The sequence below is a fragment of the Diaphorobacter sp. MNS-0 genome, assembly GCF_019602835.1.
Classification (GTDB): domain Bacteria; phylum Pseudomonadota; class Gammaproteobacteria; order Burkholderiales; family Burkholderiaceae_C; genus Diaphorobacter; species Diaphorobacter nitroreducens.
Map to the genome: position 1 here is coordinate 2,192,127 of NZ_CP080761.1, position 17,772 is coordinate 2,209,898.

At 66.5% G+C, this 17,772-nt stretch carries 14 protein-coding genes and 1 pseudogene; 5 read left to right on the forward strand and 10 right to left on the reverse strand.

Annotated features, from left to right (window positions below):
* Window positions 1-100: 100 nt before the first annotated feature.
* Window positions 101-1,159, forward strand: a complete 1,059-nt coding sequence (locus tag K2L43_RS10455; RefSeq protein WP_047351228.1) for an AI-2E family transporter — start codon at window positions 101-103, stop codon at window positions 1,157-1,159.
* A gap of 68 nt (window positions 1,160-1,227) precedes the next feature.
* On the opposite strand, the gene K2L43_RS10460 is transcribed toward K2L43_RS10455, so the two are convergent.
* The 3 genes from K2L43_RS10460 to K2L43_RS10470 are packed head-to-tail and all read right to left on the reverse strand — an operon-like array spanning window position 1,228 to window position 3,983.
* Entirely contained in the window at window positions 1,228-2,214 is a 987-nt protein-coding gene (locus tag K2L43_RS10460; protein WP_220637495.1) for a tripartite tricarboxylate transporter substrate binding protein, read from the reverse strand.
* A 44-nt stretch (window positions 2,215-2,258) separates the two neighbouring features.
* Window positions 2,259-2,621 carry a hypothetical protein gene (locus K2L43_RS10465; protein ID WP_011805082.1) on the reverse strand — a complete coding sequence of 121 codons (363 nt, stop codon included), beginning with the start codon at window positions 2,619-2,621 and terminating at the stop codon, window positions 2,259-2,261.
* A gap of 9 nt (window positions 2,622-2,630) precedes the next feature.
* The gene (locus tag K2L43_RS10470; RefSeq protein WP_220637496.1) at window positions 2,631-3,983 is read right to left on the reverse strand and encodes an acyclic terpene utilization AtuA family protein; all 1,353 of its coding nucleotides are present in this window, start codon (window positions 3,981-3,983) and stop codon (window positions 2,631-2,633) included.
* Between the two features lie 96 nt (window positions 3,984-4,079).
* Between K2L43_RS10470 and K2L43_RS10475 the strand changes: the two genes are divergently transcribed.
* Entirely contained in the window at window positions 4,080-5,012 is a 933-nt protein-coding gene (locus K2L43_RS10475; protein ID WP_123675767.1) for a LysR family transcriptional regulator, read from the forward strand.
* Between the two features lie 148 nt (window positions 5,013-5,160).
* A complete protein-coding gene (locus K2L43_RS10480) occupies window positions 5,161-6,027 on the forward strand; it encodes a universal stress protein (RefSeq protein WP_088888505.1) in 867 nt (288 codons plus the stop codon).
* Window positions 6,028-6,412: 385 nt separating this feature from the next.
* Here K2L43_RS10480 and otnI read toward each other — a convergent pair whose 3' ends face one another.
* The 6 genes from otnI to K2L43_RS10510 all read right to left on the reverse strand — a co-directional run bounded on the left by otnI (window position 6,413) and on the right by K2L43_RS10510 (window position 14,491).
* Window positions 6,413-7,240, reverse strand: coding sequence for a 2-oxo-tetronate isomerase (gene otnI, locus K2L43_RS10485; protein WP_220637497.1), 828 nt, complete (start codon window positions 7,238-7,240; stop codon window positions 6,413-6,415).
* A gap of 77 nt (window positions 7,241-7,317) precedes the next feature.
* Entirely contained in the window at window positions 7,318-8,484 is a 1,167-nt protein-coding gene (locus tag K2L43_RS10490) for a DUF4382 domain-containing protein (protein ID WP_220637498.1), read from the reverse strand.
* A 327-nt stretch (window positions 8,485-8,811) separates the two neighbouring features.
* The gene (locus tag K2L43_RS10495; RefSeq protein ID WP_220638990.1) at window positions 8,812-10,449 is read right to left on the reverse strand and encodes an ABC transporter ATP-binding protein; all 1,638 of its coding nucleotides are present in this window, start codon (window positions 10,447-10,449) and stop codon (window positions 8,812-8,814) included.
* Window positions 10,450-10,470: 21 nt separating this feature from the next.
* Window positions 10,471-11,568, reverse strand: coding sequence for an ABC transporter permease (locus K2L43_RS10500; RefSeq protein WP_220637499.1), 1,098 nt, complete (start codon window positions 11,566-11,568; stop codon window positions 10,471-10,473).
* A gap of 3 nt (window positions 11,569-11,571) precedes the next feature.
* Window positions 11,572-12,609 carry a microcin C ABC transporter permease YejB gene (locus tag K2L43_RS10505; protein ID WP_196995475.1) on the reverse strand — a complete coding sequence of 346 codons (1,038 nt, stop codon included), beginning with the start codon at window positions 12,607-12,609 and terminating at the stop codon, window positions 11,572-11,574.
* A gap of 7 nt (window positions 12,610-12,616) precedes the next feature.
* Window positions 12,617-14,491, reverse strand: a complete 1,875-nt coding sequence (locus tag K2L43_RS10510; protein ID WP_220637500.1) for an extracellular solute-binding protein — start codon at window positions 14,489-14,491, stop codon at window positions 12,617-12,619.
* Window positions 14,492-14,580: 89 nt separating this feature from the next.
* Here K2L43_RS10510 and fabI point away from each other — a divergent pair, with 89 nt between their 5' ends.
* A complete protein-coding gene (fabI, locus tag K2L43_RS10515; protein WP_047351315.1) occupies window positions 14,581-15,381 on the forward strand; it encodes an enoyl-ACP reductase FabI in 801 nt (266 codons plus the stop codon).
* 181 nt (window positions 15,382-15,562) lie between these two features.
* On the opposite strand, the pseudogene K2L43_RS10520 reads toward fabI, so the two are convergent.
* Window positions 15,563-15,950 (reverse strand): annotated as a pseudogene (locus K2L43_RS10520) (TonB-dependent receptor domain-containing protein); the annotation flags it as partial.
* 377 nt (window positions 15,951-16,327) lie between these two features.
* On the opposite strand from K2L43_RS10520, the gene K2L43_RS10525 reads away from it, so the two are divergent.
* Window positions 16,328-17,530 (forward strand): tyrosine-type recombinase/integrase, encoded by a 1,203-nt coding sequence (locus K2L43_RS10525; RefSeq protein WP_370633112.1) that lies wholly within the window; start codon window positions 16,328-16,330, stop codon window positions 17,528-17,530.
* Window positions 17,531-17,772 lie beyond the last annotated feature (242 nt).

Here is a 17,772-nt window from a genome sequence, read left to right on the forward strand (position 1 = left end):
CGCTATTGTGCCATTGAACGCCTGCGCGCGCGGCGAGCGGTGTATCAAGACAGGCGTGTGTGTGGCTTACATTTTGGGCTTCGCTCCTTCCACCGCCCCCATGAACCCGCCCACGCTCCAGTCCCGCACCCTGCTGCTCCTGCTCACCGTCGTAACGCTGGCCTTTGGCGCCATCCTCTGGCCGCTCAACGGCGCCATCTTCTGGGGTGTGGTGCTCGCCATCCTGTTCACGCCGCTGCACCGGCGGCTGCAGCGGCGCATGCCGCGCAGGCGCAACCTGGCCGCGCTTGCCACCCTGGGCGTGTGCCTGGTGATCGTGATCTTGCCGGTCACGCTGATCGGCGCTTCGCTGGTGCAGGAGGCCAGCGTGGCCTACGAGCGCGCCCGCTCCGGGCAGCTGAACTTCGGCGCCTACCTGCAGCAGGTGCTGGCCGCACTGCCCCCTTGGATGCTGGAGCTGCTGGACCGCTTTCACCTCACCACCCGCGCGGAGCTGCAAGCCCGCCTGACCACGATCGGCGCCCAGGCCAGCCAGTTCCTGGCCACCAAGGCGCTGGACGTGGGCCAGAACACGCTGCAGTTCGTGGTGAGCTTCGGCGTCATGCTCTACCTGTTGTTCTTCCTGCTGCGCGACGGCGCGCGGCTGGCGGCGCGCATCCGCGAGGCCATCCCCCTGGATGCGCGGCACAAGGAGCAGTTGGCCATCAAGTTCACCACCGTGATCCGCGCCACCGTGAAGGGCAACATCGTGGTGGCCGCCGTCCAGGGCGCCCTGGGTGGCCTGATCTTCTGGCTGTTGAACATCCAGGGGCCGGTGATGTGGGGCGTGCTGATGGCGTTCCTGTCGCTGCTGCCCGCCGTGGGCGCCAGCCTGATCTGGGGGCCCGTGGCCATCTACTTCCTGGCGACCGGCGCGCCGGGGCAGGCCGTGATCCTCACCGCCTATGGCGTATTCGTCATCGGGCTGGTGGACAACGTACTGCGTCCCGTGCTGGTCGGCAAGGACACCAAGCTGCCCGACTACGTGGTGCTGATCTCCACCTTGGGCGGCATGGCGCTGTTCGGGCTCACGGGCTTTGTGATCGGCCCGATGATCGCCGCGCTGTTCATCGCCACCTGGGACCTGTTCGCGCCGCACGACGGCGCAGAACGCTCCTGAAATAGTAGCTCCCAGCGCTTGATGGGCGGGCATTGAAGGCCAAAACGCCTTCAACCCCGCCGACGCACTCATTCCGCCTCAATACCCGCAGCCTTGATCACCCTGCCCCACTTCTGGGTCTCGGCGGCCTGAAAGCGCGCCAGCTCTTCGGGCGTGGTGGTCCAGGCCTCGGAGCCTGCGGTCTCGAAGAACGACTGGGCGGCCTGGCTCCTCGTCGCCTGCGCCAGCAGCGCGTTCAGCCGCGCCACCACGGGCGCGGGCGTGCCGGCGGGCACGTAGGCCGCAAACCAGTAGCCCATGTCATAGCCCTTCACGCCTGCCTCATCCAGCGTGGGCACCTCGGGCAGCTGCGTGCTGCGCGTTTGCGTGGAGTACCCCAGCGCGCGCAGCTTTCCCGCCTTGACCTGAGGAACGCCGGTGGACGTGTCGGTGATCATCAGGTCGATCTGCCCGCCGAGCAGATCGGTGATGGCCAACGGGTTGCTCTTGTACGGCACATGCAGGATGTCCACCCCCGCCAGTTGCTTGAGCATCTCGCCGGCCATGCGGCTGGAAGAACTGCCGCTGCCAAAGCTCAGCTTGCCGGGGTTCTTGCGGGCGGCGGCCAGCAGGTCGCCCACGTTCTTGTAGGGAGCGCCCGCGTTCACCACCAGCACCTGGCCGCCCTTGCCCAGGCCGGTGACGGGGGCGAAATCCTTCACCGGGTCGTAGGGCAGTTTCTTGTACAGGTGTTCGTTCGCGGCATGCGTGGTGTTGGTGGTGATGAGTACCGTGTACCCATCCGCCGGTGCCTTGGCGACGGACTGCGCGGCGATCATGCCGCTGGCGCCGGCCTTGTTCTCCACGACCACGGGTTGCCGCGCATCGGTGCTCACGGCCTGGCCCAGTGCCCGCGCCAGTTGGTCGGTGGCACTGCCGGCCGCAAACGGCACGACGAAAGTGACGGGCTTGGCAGGATAGGCGGGAGCCTGTGCGTTGGCGGCGCCGGCCGCGGCACACAGGACGGCCGCAGCGGAGGCAGCCAGTACACGGCGGCGATGCGGGAACGGGTTCATGGTGTCTCCTTGGTTGTGGTGATGAAAAATGCCGCCGGCGCGCGTCAATGCGCTCCGGCCAGGTGATGTACAAGCGCCGCCGGCATCCGCACCGGCAGGTCCAGCAACAGAAAGGACAGCGCCTTGCCATGGCTGTCGAGGTTGAGCGCGTCGTTCACGCCGCCGTCCAGCACGCCATCCAGCACGAAATTCATCGCCTGCAGTTGGGGCAACAGATAGCGCGTGACGCGCGTGGGCCCGCGCGCCGCGAACTGGCGCGCCACGGCCTCCTCGGTAACCTGCTGCACCAGCACGTCCCACAGGGCCGGGTGCCAGGCGATCACGCTGATGTTGGAGCGGTCGCCCTTGTCACCCGTGCGGCCGTGCGCCAGGCGATACAGGGGAACCGTGAGATCGGTAGGGTTCATCGTGGTCCTTCAGTCCAGCAGCGTGTAGCCAGGATTGACCGCCTCGCGCGGCACGAGGCAGGAAACGGTGCCCAGGCGCGGGCGCATGGCCGTGCGCACACCGCCGCCCCCCGCCGGGCCGCAGCAGTACAGCGCCGTCACCTCGCGCACCAGGCGCTGCGCGCTGGCATGGTCGCGGTGCTGCAGTGCCACGCGCAGGCGTACGTCCTGCGCGCCCTGGCTTGCCTGCGCCGCCAGCCACCGCCCTGCGTCGTCACCCCAAACGCTGGCCACGCCGATCAGGTCCACGCGCAGCGGTGCCACGCTCGCAAGCCGCTCGCGCAGCACGTCGCCCGCCAGGCGGGCGCGCTCCTCGGCGCGCGCGCCGGCATACGAAATCTCGCCCTCGGCAAACCAGCCGGACTCGAAGCACACATTCACCTTCAGCGACGGCGGCCGCGCATGGCCGCGCACGCCCTGCAGGTGCACGCGGTCGCTGCCGACCTGCGCCACGCTCGCCTGGGTGATGTCGGCCACCACGTCGGGCGTCAGGTAGGCGGCGGGGTCGTGCAGTTCGTACAGCAGCTGCTCCTTGACCGTGCGCTCGTCCACGCGCCCCCCCGTGCCCGGCGGCTTGGTGAGGGTGCAATGGCCGTCGGCGTCGATCTCGGCGATCGGGTAGCCCAGCCGGGCCAGGCCCGGCACGTCCTTGTAGCCCGGGTCGGCAAAGTAGCCGCCCGTGACCTGCGCGCCGCATTCCAGCAGGTGGCCCGCCATGGTGGCGCGCGCCAGGCGGTCCCAGTCGTCCATGCACCAGCCGTAATGCGCCAGCGCCGGGCCCAGCACCAGCGCAGGGTCGGCCACGCGGCCGCAGACCACGATGTCGGCCCCCGCGCGCAGCGCCTGGGCGATGGGTTCCGCGCCAATGTAGGCATTGGCGCTCACGATGGGCTGCGCGGGCATGGACGGGCCCAACGCCCGCTCCAGCACGGCGCGGTGCTGTGCGCCGCTCAGGTCGTCGCCGTGCACCACCGCCACGCGCGGGCGGCGCGCGCCCAGCTCGGCTGCCAGTTGCTGGATACGCAGCGCAGCGCCCCGCGGATTGGCCGCGCCAAAGTTGCTCACGATGCGCACGCCGTGTTCAAGGCATTGCGCGAGCACCGGCCGCAGCAGCTCATCCAGCAGCGGCTCATAGCCCGCATCGGGATTGGCGCGGCGCGCCAGTTGGGCCAGCGCCAGCGTGCGCTCGGCCAGGGTCTCGAAGATCAGCACGCCGGGCCGGCCGCTGTCCACCAGCGCCTGCACCACGGGTGCGGCAGCATCCAGGCGGTCGCCCGAGAAGCCGGCCGCACAGCCGATGAGCAGGGGTGAGGGGTTCGCCATTGCAGGGGTCCTTGGGGAATGTCTCCAGGGCGCACTGTAGGCACGGCAGGTTATTCTGTGAAATAGATTGTCAAGATCAATTCATCTGGATATCAAATGAATATCTCCACACGGCAGGTCGACGCCTTCCTTGCCCTGGCGGCGCAGCGCAGCTTCACGCGCGCCGCGGCGCAGTGCCACTTGTCGCAGCCGGCCTTCAGCGCGCTCATCCGCGCGCTGGAGGACGACCTGGGTCTGCGCCTGTTCGACCGCAGCACGCGCCATGTGAGCCTGACGGCCGAGGGCGAGAACTTCCATGCGTCGGCGCTGCGCATTCGCGCCGAGGTGGATGCCGCGCTGGCCACGCTGCGCGACGCCGCACTGCTGCGGCGCGGGCGTGTGTCCGTCGCGCTGCTGCCCTCGCTGGCCGCAGGGTGGCTGCCCGGTGTGCTGGCCGGCTTTCGCGCACAGCACCCGGGCGTGGAACTGGACATTGCCGACGTGCTGTCCGAGCCTTGCATCGAGCGCGTGGCCACGGGCAAGGCCGACTTCGCGCTGGCCGCCATCCGCGCGGACACGCCCGAGCTGCAGGCCGAGCCCTTCTGCGAGGACGGCTTTCACCTGGTCTGCCGCGCGGACCATCCGCTCGCCCGGCAGCCCTTGCCCGCCGGCCGGCGCAGCGCCGCCGCGCAATGGCGCGCCCTGGCCGAGTGGCCATTCATCCATCTCGCGCGGCACAGCAGCGTGCGCCAGTACCTGGAGGCGGCCTTCCATCCCCATGCGATGCGCACGCTGATGGAAGTGGAGCAGTTGGCCACCGTCATGGGCATGGTGCGGGCCGGGCTGGGCATCAGCGTGGTGCCTACGCTCACGCTGTTCCACTTCCAGCAGGAGGGCCTCGCCACCCGGCCGCTGGCCCTGCCCGGGCTCACGCGGCAGATCTACCTGGTGCGCCGGCGCGACCGGGGCCTGTCGGTGGCCGCGCAGGCGCTGTACGCACGGGTGATGCAGCAGCGGCCGATGCATGCCGAAATGCCATCAAAACAATAGCTGGCAGCGCTTGACGGACAAGCGCTGGAGCCCGATTTCCCTGAAACTTGCGTTCACCCGCGCCCACGGCCTGCGGGGCACCCCCGGTGGCACTGCACGCTCTGCGATGCCACACTCGGGCCATCACATGCGTGCGCAGGAGGAAGCCATGAACACCCACGACACCGTGTATGCCTGCATCGACGGGCTGGCCACCACCCACGCCGTGGTGGACGGGGCCCTGTGGGCCGCGCAGCGCCTGCAGGCCCCCCTGGCGCTGCTGCACGCACTGGAGCGGCCTGAACCTATGCCGCCCGTGGGCGACTACAGCGGCGTCATCGGCATGGGCGCGCAGGACCTGCTGCTGCAGCGCCTGAATACCCTCGATGAAGAGCGCAGCCACGTCGCTCAGGAGGCCGCGCGCCGCATGCTGGCCGAGGCCCAGGCGCGCGTGGATGCCGCCCGCGTGCCGTCGCTGCAGGCGCTGCTGCGCCAGGGCGAGCTGACCGACGTGCTGCTGGAGCACGAACCCAGCGCGCGCCTGTTCGTGCTGGGGCGCCAGCACCGCGCCACCGCCGCGCGCAAGCTGCGGCTGGACTACCGTGTGGAAGGCGTGGTGCGCAACGTGCGCCAGCCGGTGATGGTGGTGACCATGCCGGAGTTCGTGGCGCCGGCGGGCTTCGTCGTGGCCTTTGACGGCAGCGCCACCGCGCGCCGCGCCGTAGAGGCCGTGGGCCGCAGCCCGCTGCTGCGCGGCATGCCCGGCCTGTTGGCCCTGGCCGGCGAGCCCACGCTGGAGATGCTGGAAGCGCTGCAAAGCGCCCAGTCACACCTGGAGGCCGCAGGCTTCGACATCACCACGCAGATCGTGCCGGGCGTGCCGGAGGAGGCGCTGCCGGCCCTGCTGCAGTCGCACGGCAACGTACTGCTGGTGCTGGGCGCCTACGGGCACTCGCGCATCCGCCAGCTCATCGTCGGCAGCACCACCACCGCGCTGCTGCGGCTGTGCAGCGTGCCGGTGCTGGTGCTGCGCTGACGGGTTCACTATCGATTCAATAGCTGCTAGCGCTTACTGCATAAGCGCTGCAGGCCTTTTTTATCTGAACTGTGACGTCCCTACGCTAGGGCCTGTTCACACTATTTTTGCCAGTGCGAATGGCGTGAAAACCGCGCCAATCTAGGCGCGTGACGACGCCAAGGCCGGGGCCTTGGCTAGGAGGGCAACGACGAATGGCGCGGTTTTCACTCCGTTCCCTCCGGGTTGCGATCAAAAAGGGCCATTCGCGGCGTTGCCAAGCCTCGCTGGGGTAGCACCCCAGCTTCGTTTGGCGCCTTGCGCCTGGCCCTTTTTGATCGCAACGCATCTGGCAAAAATAGTGTGAACAGGCCCTAGCCCCCGCCCCGCGCCGGGGCGAACGCCCTCAATCCGCGCCGCGCGGCACGACACCCCAGCGCCGCGCCCAGGCCAGCCCCTGCGAGGTGCCGCCCGGGCCCGCGATCGCCGGACGGTATTCACAGCCCACCCAGCCGTCGAAACCGCAGGTGGTCGCCACCTCGTCGATCACGCCCAGCAGGTAGTCGACCTGCAGTTCGCCCTGGTCGGGCTCGTGCCGCTCGGGTACGCCGGCGATCTGGAAATGCCCCACCCGTCCCGTGGGCAGGTAGTGGCGGATCTTCGTGGCCACGTCGCCCTCCATGACCTGGCAGTGGTACAGGTCGAACTGCACCTGCACGTTGGAAGCGCCCAGTTCCTGCAGCACGGCATGGGCGTCCTGCTGGCGCTGCAGGAAGTAGCCGGGCATGTCGCGCCCGTTGATGGGCTCGATCATCAGCCGCACGCCCTGGCGCCCGGCCTGGCCGGCGGCCCAGCGCAGGTTGCGCAGGTAGCAGGCGCGTGCGTCGGCGTGCGCCAGCCCGGGCGGCACCACGCCAGCCATCACGTGCAGGCGCTCGCAGCGCAGCGCCTGCGCATAGTGCAGCGCCTGTTGCAGCCCCTCCTGGAATTGCGCCTCGCGCCCCGGCAGGCAGGCCAGGCCGCGCTCGCCCGCCGCCCAGTCCCCCGGCGGGGCATTGAACAGTACCTGCGTCAGTCCATGTTCGGCCAGGCGCTGCGCAATCTGCTCCGCAGGATGGTCGTAGGGAAAGAGGTATTCCACCCCCCGGAAGCCGTCGCGCGCGGCAGCGGCAAAGCGGTCCAGGAAGGCATGCTCGGCGTAGAGCATGGAGAGGTTGGCAGCAAGGCGGGGCATGACAGGAAGGGCGTTCGTACAAAAAAGGGCGCCAGTCGCGGACTGGCGCCCTTCATTCTAGGAACGCGTGGTGGGCGTCAGGGGAACGTGAAGTTCACCGTCTGGGTCGTTCCCGCGCCCAGGGTCAAGGCCTGCTGCTTGTCGGCCTGCCCCGCCAGGCGCGCCTGGATGGTGTAGCGCCCTGCGGCTCCGGCATCGGCCGTGAACACGAGCGGAGTGGGCGCCGCGGCATACGGCGCCACCAGCGGGGCGGCCGTGGGCAGCGTGAAGCTGTAGGCGCCGGTCACGCCGTCCACGGGCTTGGCCGACACTTGCACCGTGCCAGCCGCTGCCAGCGGCTGCAGGGCCCGCACCCAGGCATCCACCGACGTGGTGCCGTTCACGGTGCCAACGGGCGATGCCGGCAGCGCCACGGCCTGCGTGGACGTGCCGACGGAGGTGACCAGCTCGGACTGCACCGGCACCTGGGTCACCACGGCCGTGGTGCGGCCGGGTGCCGTCAGCACCAGCGTGTAGCTGCCCGGCACCACCGGCCGCAGCAGGTAGCGGCCCGAAGCGTCCGGCACGGTGGCGCGCACCACCTCGCCTTGGGACTGCAGCGTCACCGTGGCGCCAGCAACGGGTTCGACGAAGCCCTGCACACCAGAGACCAGGCGCGGAATCACCGCCACCACCGGCTTGAGCAGGTAGCGGCCCGATGCGCCGGCCGTGACGACGGACTTGCAGGCGTCGAAGTCGAGCACGAAGTCCGCCATCTGGTTGGCGGCGATGTCGATGTTCACGTTCATCTTCACGCCACTTTGCTGGCCGCTGGGCGTGGTCAGCGCTACTTCGCCCGACCCTGTGGGCACGACGGAGTTGGCGAAGGGGGCCGCTCCGCCATTGCCCGCCAGCACCAGACGCATCTGGGTGTATTTGCCCGTGGGCAGCGGCAGCTCGCCCAGTTCCTCCAGCACGCCGTTGGTCAGCGACAGCAGGTCCACGCGGCGCGCGGGGTTCAGCGTGAGCTCATGCCAGCCGGAAGCGTCATCCGCCGCCGTAGCGCTTTGGTGCACGCGTATTTTCTGCACGGTGACGTTCACCGCGTCATAGCTGCAACTGGGGGCATCGGTCAGCGCCAGCTTCAGCGTGCCGGTGCCGCTACCGTCACCGCCATCACCACCGCCGCCGCCACAGGCGACCAGGGCAGCCAGCGCGGTGGCGCCAGCCAGATACTTGCAACAGGAGAGGGTTTTCGTGCGCATGATGTTCATTGCCTCCGGGGTTTTTCTTGCCGAGGAAGGTGCCGTCAGACCAGCCTACCGCCCCGGGGCGCATTGTGAGAACGGCACCCCGCGGCACCTGGCAGCCAAATGTCAGGTGTTGCCTGATGTATGAAATCGCCAGAAAAGCGGGAGCCGACTTCTGCGCTGTAAAACACCGGACAGGCAGATGAAATCGAAATTCAACGCTATGAATAGCAGAGCAACCGGCCAACGGACATGCAAGCAGATCGCGCCCGTGTCCTACACCAAACGCGGTAGTCGCCCACGGCCCCGCACACCCTGCTGCGCGACCCGCCGCCGGGCAGGTCAGACCGGCTGCGCGGCCTGCACCAGCCGTTGCGTGTAGGCGTGGCGCGGGGCATCCAGCACCTGGTGCACGCTGCCGCTTTCCACCACCTCGCCGTCCTTCATGACGATGACCTCATGCGCCATGGCGCGCACCACCGCCACGTCGTGCGTGATGAGCAGGTACGACAGCGCCCGCTCCTTCTGCAGGCGCTGCAGCAGGCTCAGCACCTGCTGCTGGATGGTGACGTCCAGCGCGCTGGTGGGCTCGTCCAGCACCAGCACCTGGGGCTCGACGATGAGCGCGCGCGCAATGGCCAGGCGCTGGCGCTGGCCGCCCGAGAACTCATGCGGGTAGCGCGCCAGCAGGCCGGGGAATTGCGCGTCCGTCAGGCCCACCTCGGCCAACATGGCGGCCACGCGCGCGCGGCGCTCGGCCACGTCCAGCGCAGGCATGTGCACGCGCAGGCCCTCGCCCACGATCTCCTCCACGGTCATGCGCGGCGACAGGGACGAGAACGGGTCCTGGAACACCACCTGCACCTTCCGGCGCAGCTGCTGGTTGTGCGCGGTGTTGCGGTGGGCGGGCTGCTGCCAGGCCTGGCCGGCCACCTGCAGGTCACCGCGCGACGGCAGCAGGCCCAGCAGCGCCTGGGCCAGCGTGGACTTGCCCGAGCCCGATTCGCCGACGACCCCCAGCGTGCGCGCCTGCGCAATGCGAAAGCCCGCGTCCTTCACCGCCACGAATTCGCCCTTGGCAAACCAGCCGCGGATGCCCGGCACCGGCACGGGGTAGGCCACGCGCAGGCCGCTTGCCTGCGCGGCGGGCACGGCGTCGCCGTCGGCACCGCCTTCCACCACATCCCGCCGCGGCGTACTGCCGATCAGCTTGCGCGTGTAGGCATGCTGCGGTGCGTCGAACACCTGGGCGACGGTACCCTGCTCCACCACCGCGCCCTGCTCCATGACGGCCACGCGATCGGCAAAGCGGCGCACCAGCAGTAGGTCGTGCGTGATGAGCAGCACGGCCATGCCCGTCTGGCGCTGCAGGTCGGACAGCAGGTCCAGGATCTGGCCGCGCAGCGTCACGTCCAGCGCGGTGGTGGGCTCGTCGGCCAGCAGCAGCTTCGGTCGGCTGGCCAGGGCCATGGCGATCATGGCGCGCTGGCGCTGCCCACCCGAAAGCTGGTGCGGAAAACTGCCCGCGCGCCGCGCCGGCTCGGGGATGCCGGTACTCGCTAGCAGTTCGATAGCTGCTTGCGCGCTCTGCGCCTTGCTCAGGGCCTGTTTTAGCACCAAGACCTCGGCCACCTGGTCGCCAATCGTCATCAGCGGGTTCAGCGCCGTCATGGGCTCTTGGAACACCATGGCGATATCGCCGCCGCGCACGCCGCGTAGTTCGCGCTCAGGCAGTTGGAGCAGATCACGCCCGTGCATCAGCGCGCTCCCCTCCAATTGCGCATCGCCCGTCAGGCGCAGCAGCGCCAGCGCGGTCACTGTTTTGCCCGAGCCGGATTCACCCACCAGCGCGAGCTTTTCGCCCGGGGCCATGTCGAAGCTCACGCCATGCACCACCTGCTTGGCGCCGAAGCGCACCCGCAGGTCCCGCACCTGCAGCAGCGGCGCGGACGAGGGAGACAGGGGGGGCGCAGCGCGCATGGCAGAAGGGTTCACGATGCCTCAGTTCTTGCGGGGGTCCAGCGCGTCGCGCAGCGCATCGCCCATGAAGGTGAGCAGCAGCAGCGTGGTGACCAGCACCCCGAAGGTGAAGATGGAGATCCACCACGCGTCGATATTGTTCTTGCCCTGCGACAGCAGCTCGCCCAGGCTGGGGGTGCCGGGCGGCACGCCCAGGCCCAGGAAGTCCAGCGACGTCAGCGCCAGGATCGCCGCACCCATGCGAAACGGCAGAAAGGTCACCACCGGCGTCATGCTATTGGGCAGGATGTGGCGGCGGATGATCTGGCCGTTGGACACGCCCAGCGCCCGCGCGGCCTTCACATAGTCCAGTTGCCGGTTGCGCAGGAATTCGGCGCGCACATAGTCCGACAGCCCCATCCAGCCGAACAGGCTGAGCAATACCAGCAGCAGCCCGATGCTGGGCGCGAACACGGCGCTGAAGATGATGAGCAGGTACAGCTCGGGCATGGAGCCCCAAATCTCGATGAAGCGCTGGAAAGCCAGGTCGGTCTTGCCGCCAAAGAAGCCCTGTACCGCCCCCGCCGCCACGCCCAGCGCCACGCCCACCACGGTGAGGGCAATGCCGAACAACACGCTCACGCGAAAGCCGTAGATCAGTTGCGCCAGCAGGTCACGCCCGCGGTCGTCCGTGCCCAGCCAGTTGTCGCGCGACGGGCCCGAGGGGTTGGGCTCCTTCGCGAAGTAGTTCAGCGTGTTTGGCCCGTAGCGGTTGAGCGTGTACAGCGCCCAGTTATCCCCCTGCGACAGCCGCTCGCGAATGAAGGGGTCGAGGTAGTCGGTGGGCGTCTGGAAGTCACCGCCGAAAGTCGTCTCGGGGTAATCGTTGAACAACGGGAAATACGTCTGACCCTCATAGCGCACGACCAGGGGCCGGTCGTTGCTGACCAGTTCTGCCCCCAGGCTGACCACGACCAGCGCGCAGAACACCACCAGGCTCCAGAACCCCAGGCGGTTGGCACGAAAGCGCTGCCAGGCGCGCCGGCTGGGTGACGCCGAGGCGGCAACGGGCGCTGCAGGCGTCCCATTAGCTACCGAATCAATAGCTGCTAGCGCTTGGTGGTCGGGCGTTGGAGCCATATTTCAATCAAACTTGACGCGGGGATCCACCCACACGTAGCACAGGTCGCTGATGAGCTTGGTCACCAGCCCGATCAGCGTGAACAGGTACAGCGTGCCCAACACCACGGGGTAGTCGCGGCGGATCACGCTCTCATAGGACAGCAGGCCCAGGCCGTCGAGCGAGAACAGCGTCTCGATGAGCAGCGAGCCCGCGAAGAACGCGCCGATGAAGGCGGATGGGAAGCCCGTGATGATGGGAATCAGCGCATTGCGAAACACGTGCTTGTAGAGCACCTGCCGGTCGGTCAGTCCCTTGGCACGCGCGGTGAGCACATATTGCTTGCGGATCTCTTCCAGGAAAGCGTTCTTGGTCAGCATCGCCGTCACCGCAAAGCTGCCGGCCACCATGGCCGTGACGGGCAGCGCGATATGCCATAGGTAATCCGTCACCTTGGCCCACAGGCCCAGCTCGTCCCAGTTGGCCGAGGTCAGCCCGCGCAGCGGGAACCACTGCAATTGCCCGCCAAAGATCACCAGCAGCGCCACGCCGAGCACGAAACCCGGGATCGCGTAGCCCACCAGGATGATGAGCGTGGTGACGAAGTCAAAGCGCGAGCCGGCGCGCACCGCCTTGGCCACACCCAGCGGCACCGCCACGAGGTAGCTGATGAAGAAGGTCCACAACCCCAGGCTGACGGACACGGGCAGCTTCTCCTTCACGAGTTGCCACACGTCCTTGTTCTGAAAGAAGCTGCGCCCCAGGTCGAAGCGCGCGAACTGGCCCAGCATCTGGAAGAAGCGCTCGTGCGCTGGCTTGTCAAAGCCATAGAGCTGCTTGATCTGCTCCAGCCGCTTGGGATCCACGCCCTGCGCGCCGCGATAGGCCATGCCGCCGCCCTCGCCGCCCCCGCCCATGCCGGCAGCGCCGGCCTTGGCCTCGGCCAGGTACTGCTCCACCGGACCGCCCGGCACGAACTGGATCACGACAAAGGTCAACAGCAACACGCCCAACAGCGTGGGCAGCATGAGCAGGATGCGCTTGAGGATGTAGGCGAACATGGCGGTTTCAGTCCTTGCGCGGCGTCGCGGCCTTGGGCGCGGTCTCGGCGGTCAACGCAGGCGAACGGGCCCACCACGTATCCACCGCCCACATCTCTCCGGTCGAATACGGCGGCACCACTTCGGGCCGGTCCAGTCGCCAGGCGTTGTAGACCATGCGATGGGTGCCCGCGGACCACTGCGGAATGAGGTAGTGGCCATGCGCAATGATGCGGTCCAGCGCATGGCACGCGGGCAACATCTGTTCCTGCGTCTTGGCGGAGACCATGGCACGGATCATTGCGTCCACGGCCGGGCTCTTTACGCCGGGGAAATTGCCCGAGTCTTCCTGGTCTGCCGCCGCGCTGCCGAACAGGTCGGCAAACTCCTGCCCCGGGTTGTTGGTGCCCTGGTAGGCAATGGTGGTGATGTCGAAGTCGAACTTCTGCAGGCGCTGCTGGTACAGCGCGAAGTCCACCGAGCGGAACTTGAGGGTGATGCCGAGCTTTTGCAGGTTGCGCATCCACGAGGACAACGTGCGCACGCCGCCTTCGCTGCTGTCCATGTATTCCAGCACCATGGCCTGGCCGCTGGCGTTGCGCAGCACGCCATCCTGCACCTGCCAGCCGGCCTCCTGGAGCAGCGCCTGCGCGCGGCGCAGGTTGTCGCGCAGCGTGGTGGCGCCGTCGGTGGTGGGCGGCTCGAACATGGGGCCGAAGACCGCGGGGGGCAGATCCTTGCGCCAGGGCTCCAGCAGCGCCAGCTCCTGCGGCGTGGGCATGCCGTGGGTCTCGCACATGGTGTTGCCGAAGATGCCGCGCACGCGCTGATAGGCACCATAGAAAAGCTGGCGGTTCATCCACTCAAAGTCGAACGCCAGCCCCAGGGCCTCTCGCACGCGGCGGTCCTGCAGCAGCGGGCGGCGCGTGTTCAATACGTAGCTCTGGAAGCCCGAGGGCAGCTTGTTGGCGAACTCGCCCTTGACCAGCTCACCCGTGTCGAACTTGCGGCCGTTGACCCGCCGCGCCCAGTCGCCCGCACTGAAAAACCGCATCAGATCGAACTCGCCGGCCTTCAGCGCCTCCAGCCGCGCGGTGTTGTCCTTGTAGATCTTGACCAGAACACGGTCAAAGTTGGCCGTCCCCTTGCGCACGGGCAGGTCGCGCGCCCAATACTGGGGGTCGCGCACATAGGTGATGTCCTTGCCGAAGTTGACGGGCCCAATCTTGTACGGTCCGCTGCCGATGGGGATGTCCATCACCACCTGGTCGAACGGCTTGGGCTTGCCGTCGGCGCCCCGTCCCCAGTCGCGGCTGAACACGGGTAGCCCCCCGACGGTGAGCGGCAGTTCGCGGTTGGGCGCCTTGAAGCGGTAGCGCACGGTGCGGTCGTCCAGCACATCCACACCGGCCACCTCGATCAGGAGCGTTTTGTAGCCCGGTGAGGTGTAAGGGCCCATCAGGGTGTCGAAACTGTGCTTTACATCCTGGGCCAGCACCGGCTTGCCGTTGTGAAAGCGCGCCTCGGGCCGCAGCCTGAAGGTGGCCGACAGGCCATCCGGCGCCACCGCCACATCCTCGGCCAGCAGTCCATAGCCGGTGGCCGTTTCGTCCAGCGATCCGGTGAGCAGCGAGTCGAACATCAGCGCCGACAGGTAGGCCGGCGCGTTGCCGCGGATCGTGAATGGGTTGTACTTGTCGAAGGTGGAGGTGCGCAGATTGCTCACCAGGCGCAGTTCGCCGCCCTTGGGCGCCTGTGGGTTGACGTAGGGGAAGTGCGCGAAGCCGGCCGCCAGCGCGGGCGCCCCCCACATCGCGTAGGCATGCGCGGCCCAGGCCGCCCCGCCCGCCACGCTGCTCCCTCCCAGCCAACCGATCAATAAACAGATACGCCAGAACCGCATGCGACAATTCTGCACCACGCAAGCGGCCCGCAAGCCCCCGCGCCACGCTTGCCATTTCCCTTCGCACATCGCATTTCAGGAGAACAACAATGGGTTTTCTCGCCGGCAAGAAGCTGCTCATCACGGGCGTGCTGTCCAATCGCTCGATCGCGTACGGCATCGCCAGGGCCTGCCACCAACAAGGCGCGGAACTGGCCTTCAGCTACGTGGGCGAGCGCTTCAAGGACCGCATCACCGAGTTCGCCGCCGAATTCGACTCCAAGCTGGTCTTTGACTGCGACGTGGCCGACGACGCGCAGATCGACAAATTGTTTGCCGACATCGGCGCCGCCTGGGGCAAGTTCGACGGCTTCGTGCACTCCATCGGCTTTGCTCCGCGCGAGGCCATCGCCGGCAACTTCCTGGAAGGCCTCTCTCGCGAAGCCTTCAAGGTGGCCCACGAAATCAGCGCCTACAGCTTCCCGGCCATGGCCAAGGCGGCCCTGCCCTACCTGAACGACAAGTCGGCGCTCCTGACGCTGTCGTACCTGGGCGCCCTGCGCTCCATCCCCAACTACAACACCATGGGCTTGGCCAAGGCCAGCCTGGAAGCCAGCGTGCGCTACCTGGCCGAAGCCGTGGGCCGCACTGAAGACGGCCGCTGCATCCGTGCCAACGGCATCAGCGCGGGCCCCATCAAGACCCTGGCCGCCAGCGGCATCAAGGACTTCGGCAAGCTGCTGGGCCGCGTGGCTGACGCCGCCCCGCTGCGTCGCAACGTGACGATCGAAGACGTGGGCAACGTGGCCGCGTTCCTGCTGTCCGACCTGGCCAGCGGCGTGACCGCCGAGATCACCTATGTGGACGGCGGCTTCAGCCAAACCGCCGGGCTTTCGGCAGACCAGGTGTGAGCCTGCGGAAATGACTGCGGGGTGGGTGCGCCACACCGCCCTTGCTTGAAGAACCAACGGGCCTGTAAGGCCCGTTGTTCGTTTCGGTCACTGTGCGCGGACTTTCAGGACGGCTGGTTGCCCATGATCGAGCCTTTGTCGGCGCGCCAAGACTCCTGCGGCATGCCCCGAGGCCTGAATCTCAGAATCCGTAGCGTGCCACCAGCTGCGCCGAACGCGGGGCACCCGCCAGGTTCAGGTTCGGCGAACTGCCATGCCCGCCACGATATAGCGGTGGTCGAAACAGATTGCTCAGCTTGAGTTGCACATCCCAGGCGCCCTGGCGGTAGTTAGGCCATGGCATCCACCGTGGTGTAGCCAGGCAAGGTAACCGTGTTGCCGGGGTTGGCGAACCGCGCTCCCACATAGTTCAGGCCGCCGCCCAGGCCAAAGCCGTGCCCCAGTGCCTTGGTCACCCACAGGTTCGCGCTGTGCCGGGGAGTCAGCGTGGGCCGCTTGCCCTGCACAGGCTGGCCCGCATCCGTCGCAGGCGAGGCGGTCATCTCGCCATCCAGGAAGGCATAACCGGCCCAGCTTGGTTCACACGCCAACCTTATATGGTTTGCGGGGGGCTGCCTCTGCTGCGGGCCTCGTTCTTAGAGGAATCGCAACGAAAAAGGGTTAGCAGATGAGTACCTGCTAACCCTTGGAACGCCTGGCGGAGAGGGCGTCCTTATAATCCGGACTCCAAAGTGGTTCAAAAGATTTCACAAAAATAGAAATTAAGCCAATAAAAACAACAACTTAAAATTGATTTTGAAATTTCTGATGTCAACTCAAGTCAAACCAATTCAACCTCTTGCAGCGATCTTTCCGTATAACAATTCGTATAACGGTTGAGTTATGCTCCCACCCGTAACAGCTACCTCAAGGCGAAAAAATGGCAAGGGCAAACAAGCTGACGCAGATGCAAGTGGCGAGGCTCAAGGAGCCCGGGTATCACGGTGACGGCGCAGGCCTTTGGCTCAAAGTAACAGCGCACGGGTCGAAGTCCTGGATCTTGCGATACACCTTTCAAGGGCGCGAGAAGTGGACTGGTTTGGGCTCCTATCCAGTGGTGACTTTGGCTGACGCTCGGGAAAAAGCGTTGATGCTCAAGCGACAGATCCTGCAGGGAACCGACCCTGTGCAACAAAAGCGCGAGGCCATGGCGCAGGCTGCCGCCGAATCGGCCAAGGCTGTTGACTTTGACTGGTGCGCCACGCAGTACATCGCCGCGCACAAGGCCGGGTGGAAAAACCCCAAACATGCCGATCAATGGGTAAACACCATCAAGACCTATGCCTCACCGGTGCTTGGAGCGGTGGCTGTTGACAAGGTGGATACGCCTCACATCATGAAAGCACTGGAGCCCATTTGGGCAACCAAGGCCGAAACCGCATCGCGGCTGAGAGGACGCCTGGAGGCAATCTTGGACTGGGCAACTGTTCGCAAATTTCGAACGGGGGAGAACCCGGCACGCTGGAAGGGACACCTCGACACGTTGCTCCCAGCCAGGAGCAAAGTTTCGCGTGTCCAGCATTTCGCCGCCCTGCCATGGAAGGATGTTGGTGACTTCATGAAAGACTTGTCAGGGCAACCAGGCATCGGTGCTCTGGCGTTGAAGTTCACGATCCTGACCGCTGCGCGATCCGGAGAGGTTCGTGGCATGACCTGGGGGGAAGTGGACCTTACCGAAAGCCTTTGGATCATCCCTGCCGAGCGGATGAAAGCAGGACGTGAACACCGCATTCCACTGAGCCCTCCGGCAGTGGCTCTGTTGAAGGAGTTGCTGCCTTTCAGACGAGAAGGGGAGCAAGTAGTGTTCCCCAGCATTCGTGACCGCAAGCCCCTGTCGGACATGACATTGACGGCTGTACTGCGCAGGATGGGACGCAACGACATGACAGTACATGGTTTTCGGTCAACATTCAGAGATTGGGCAGCAGAGGCAACGGACTACCCAGCAGAGATGGCAGAGATGGCTTTGGCACACACCGTGTCCAACAAAGTGGAGGCCGCATACCGACGTGGAGACATGTTCGACAAACGGCTCAAGATGATGAATGACTGGGCGAACATGTGCTCATCCCTCCCGCCATCCATATGCCAAGCAGCCACCTCTGGCTAACGGTGCCACCTGTCAGTTCAGTCAAAGCATCGAAATCACGTGAGTGATGTTGCATTCATAGCCTTTCTGTGGCAACCTATAGCTGTGCAAGTTGAGTAAATTCAACAACAAATCAAAACAAAGTACCAAGGTTCCTTGGTGTCTTTCTCAATGCCAACGCAGCTTGGCCCATTCGCAGCAGCCTGATCGGCGTCACCAACGACGTTGATCTGAAAATTCTGCTTATAAAGAAATAATGACGA

Coding starts and splice junctions, on each gene's coding strand:
- K2L43_RS10490 (WP_220637498.1), bottom strand. CDS start 8,484: ATGCGCACGAAAACCCTCTCCTGTTGCAAGTATCTGGCTGGCGCCACC.
- K2L43_RS10505 (WP_196995475.1), bottom strand. CDS start 12,609: ATGTTCGCCTACATCCTCAAGCGCATCCTGCTCATGCTGCCCACGCTG.
- K2L43_RS10525 (WP_370633112.1), top strand. CDS start 16,328: ATGCAAGTGGCGAGGCTCAAGGAGCCCGGGTATCACGGTGACGGCGCA.
- K2L43_RS10460 (WP_220637495.1), bottom strand. CDS start 2,214: ATGAACCCGTTCCCGCATCGCCGCCGTGTACTGGCTGCCTCCGCTGCG.
- K2L43_RS10475 (WP_123675767.1), top strand. CDS start 4,080: ATGAATATCTCCACACGGCAGGTCGACGCCTTCCTTGCCCTGGCGGCG.
- fabI (WP_047351315.1), top strand. CDS start 14,581: ATGGGTTTTCTCGCCGGCAAGAAGCTGCTCATCACGGGCGTGCTGTCC.
- K2L43_RS10470 (WP_220637496.1), bottom strand. CDS start 3,983: ATGGCGAACCCCTCACCCCTGCTCATCGGCTGTGCGGCCGGCTTCTCG.
- K2L43_RS10480 (WP_088888505.1), top strand. CDS start 5,161: ATGAACACCCACGACACCGTGTATGCCTGCATCGACGGGCTGGCCACC.
- K2L43_RS10465 (WP_011805082.1), bottom strand. CDS start 2,621: ATGAACCCTACCGATCTCACGGTTCCCCTGTATCGCCTGGCGCACGGC.
- K2L43_RS10495 (WP_220638990.1), bottom strand. CDS start 10,449: ATGCGCGCTGCGCCCCCCCTGTCTCCCTCGTCCGCGCCGCTGCTGCAG.
- K2L43_RS10500 (WP_220637499.1), bottom strand. CDS start 11,568: ATGGCTCCAACGCCCGACCACCAAGCGCTAGCAGCTATTGATTCGGTA.
- otnI (WP_220637497.1), bottom strand. CDS start 7,240: ATGCCCCGCCTTGCTGCCAACCTCTCCATGCTCTACGCCGAGCATGCC.
- K2L43_RS10455 (WP_047351228.1), top strand. CDS start 101: ATGAACCCGCCCACGCTCCAGTCCCGCACCCTGCTGCTCCTGCTCACC.
- K2L43_RS10510 (WP_220637500.1), bottom strand. CDS start 14,491: ATGCGGTTCTGGCGTATCTGTTTATTGATCGGTTGGCTGGGAGGGAGC.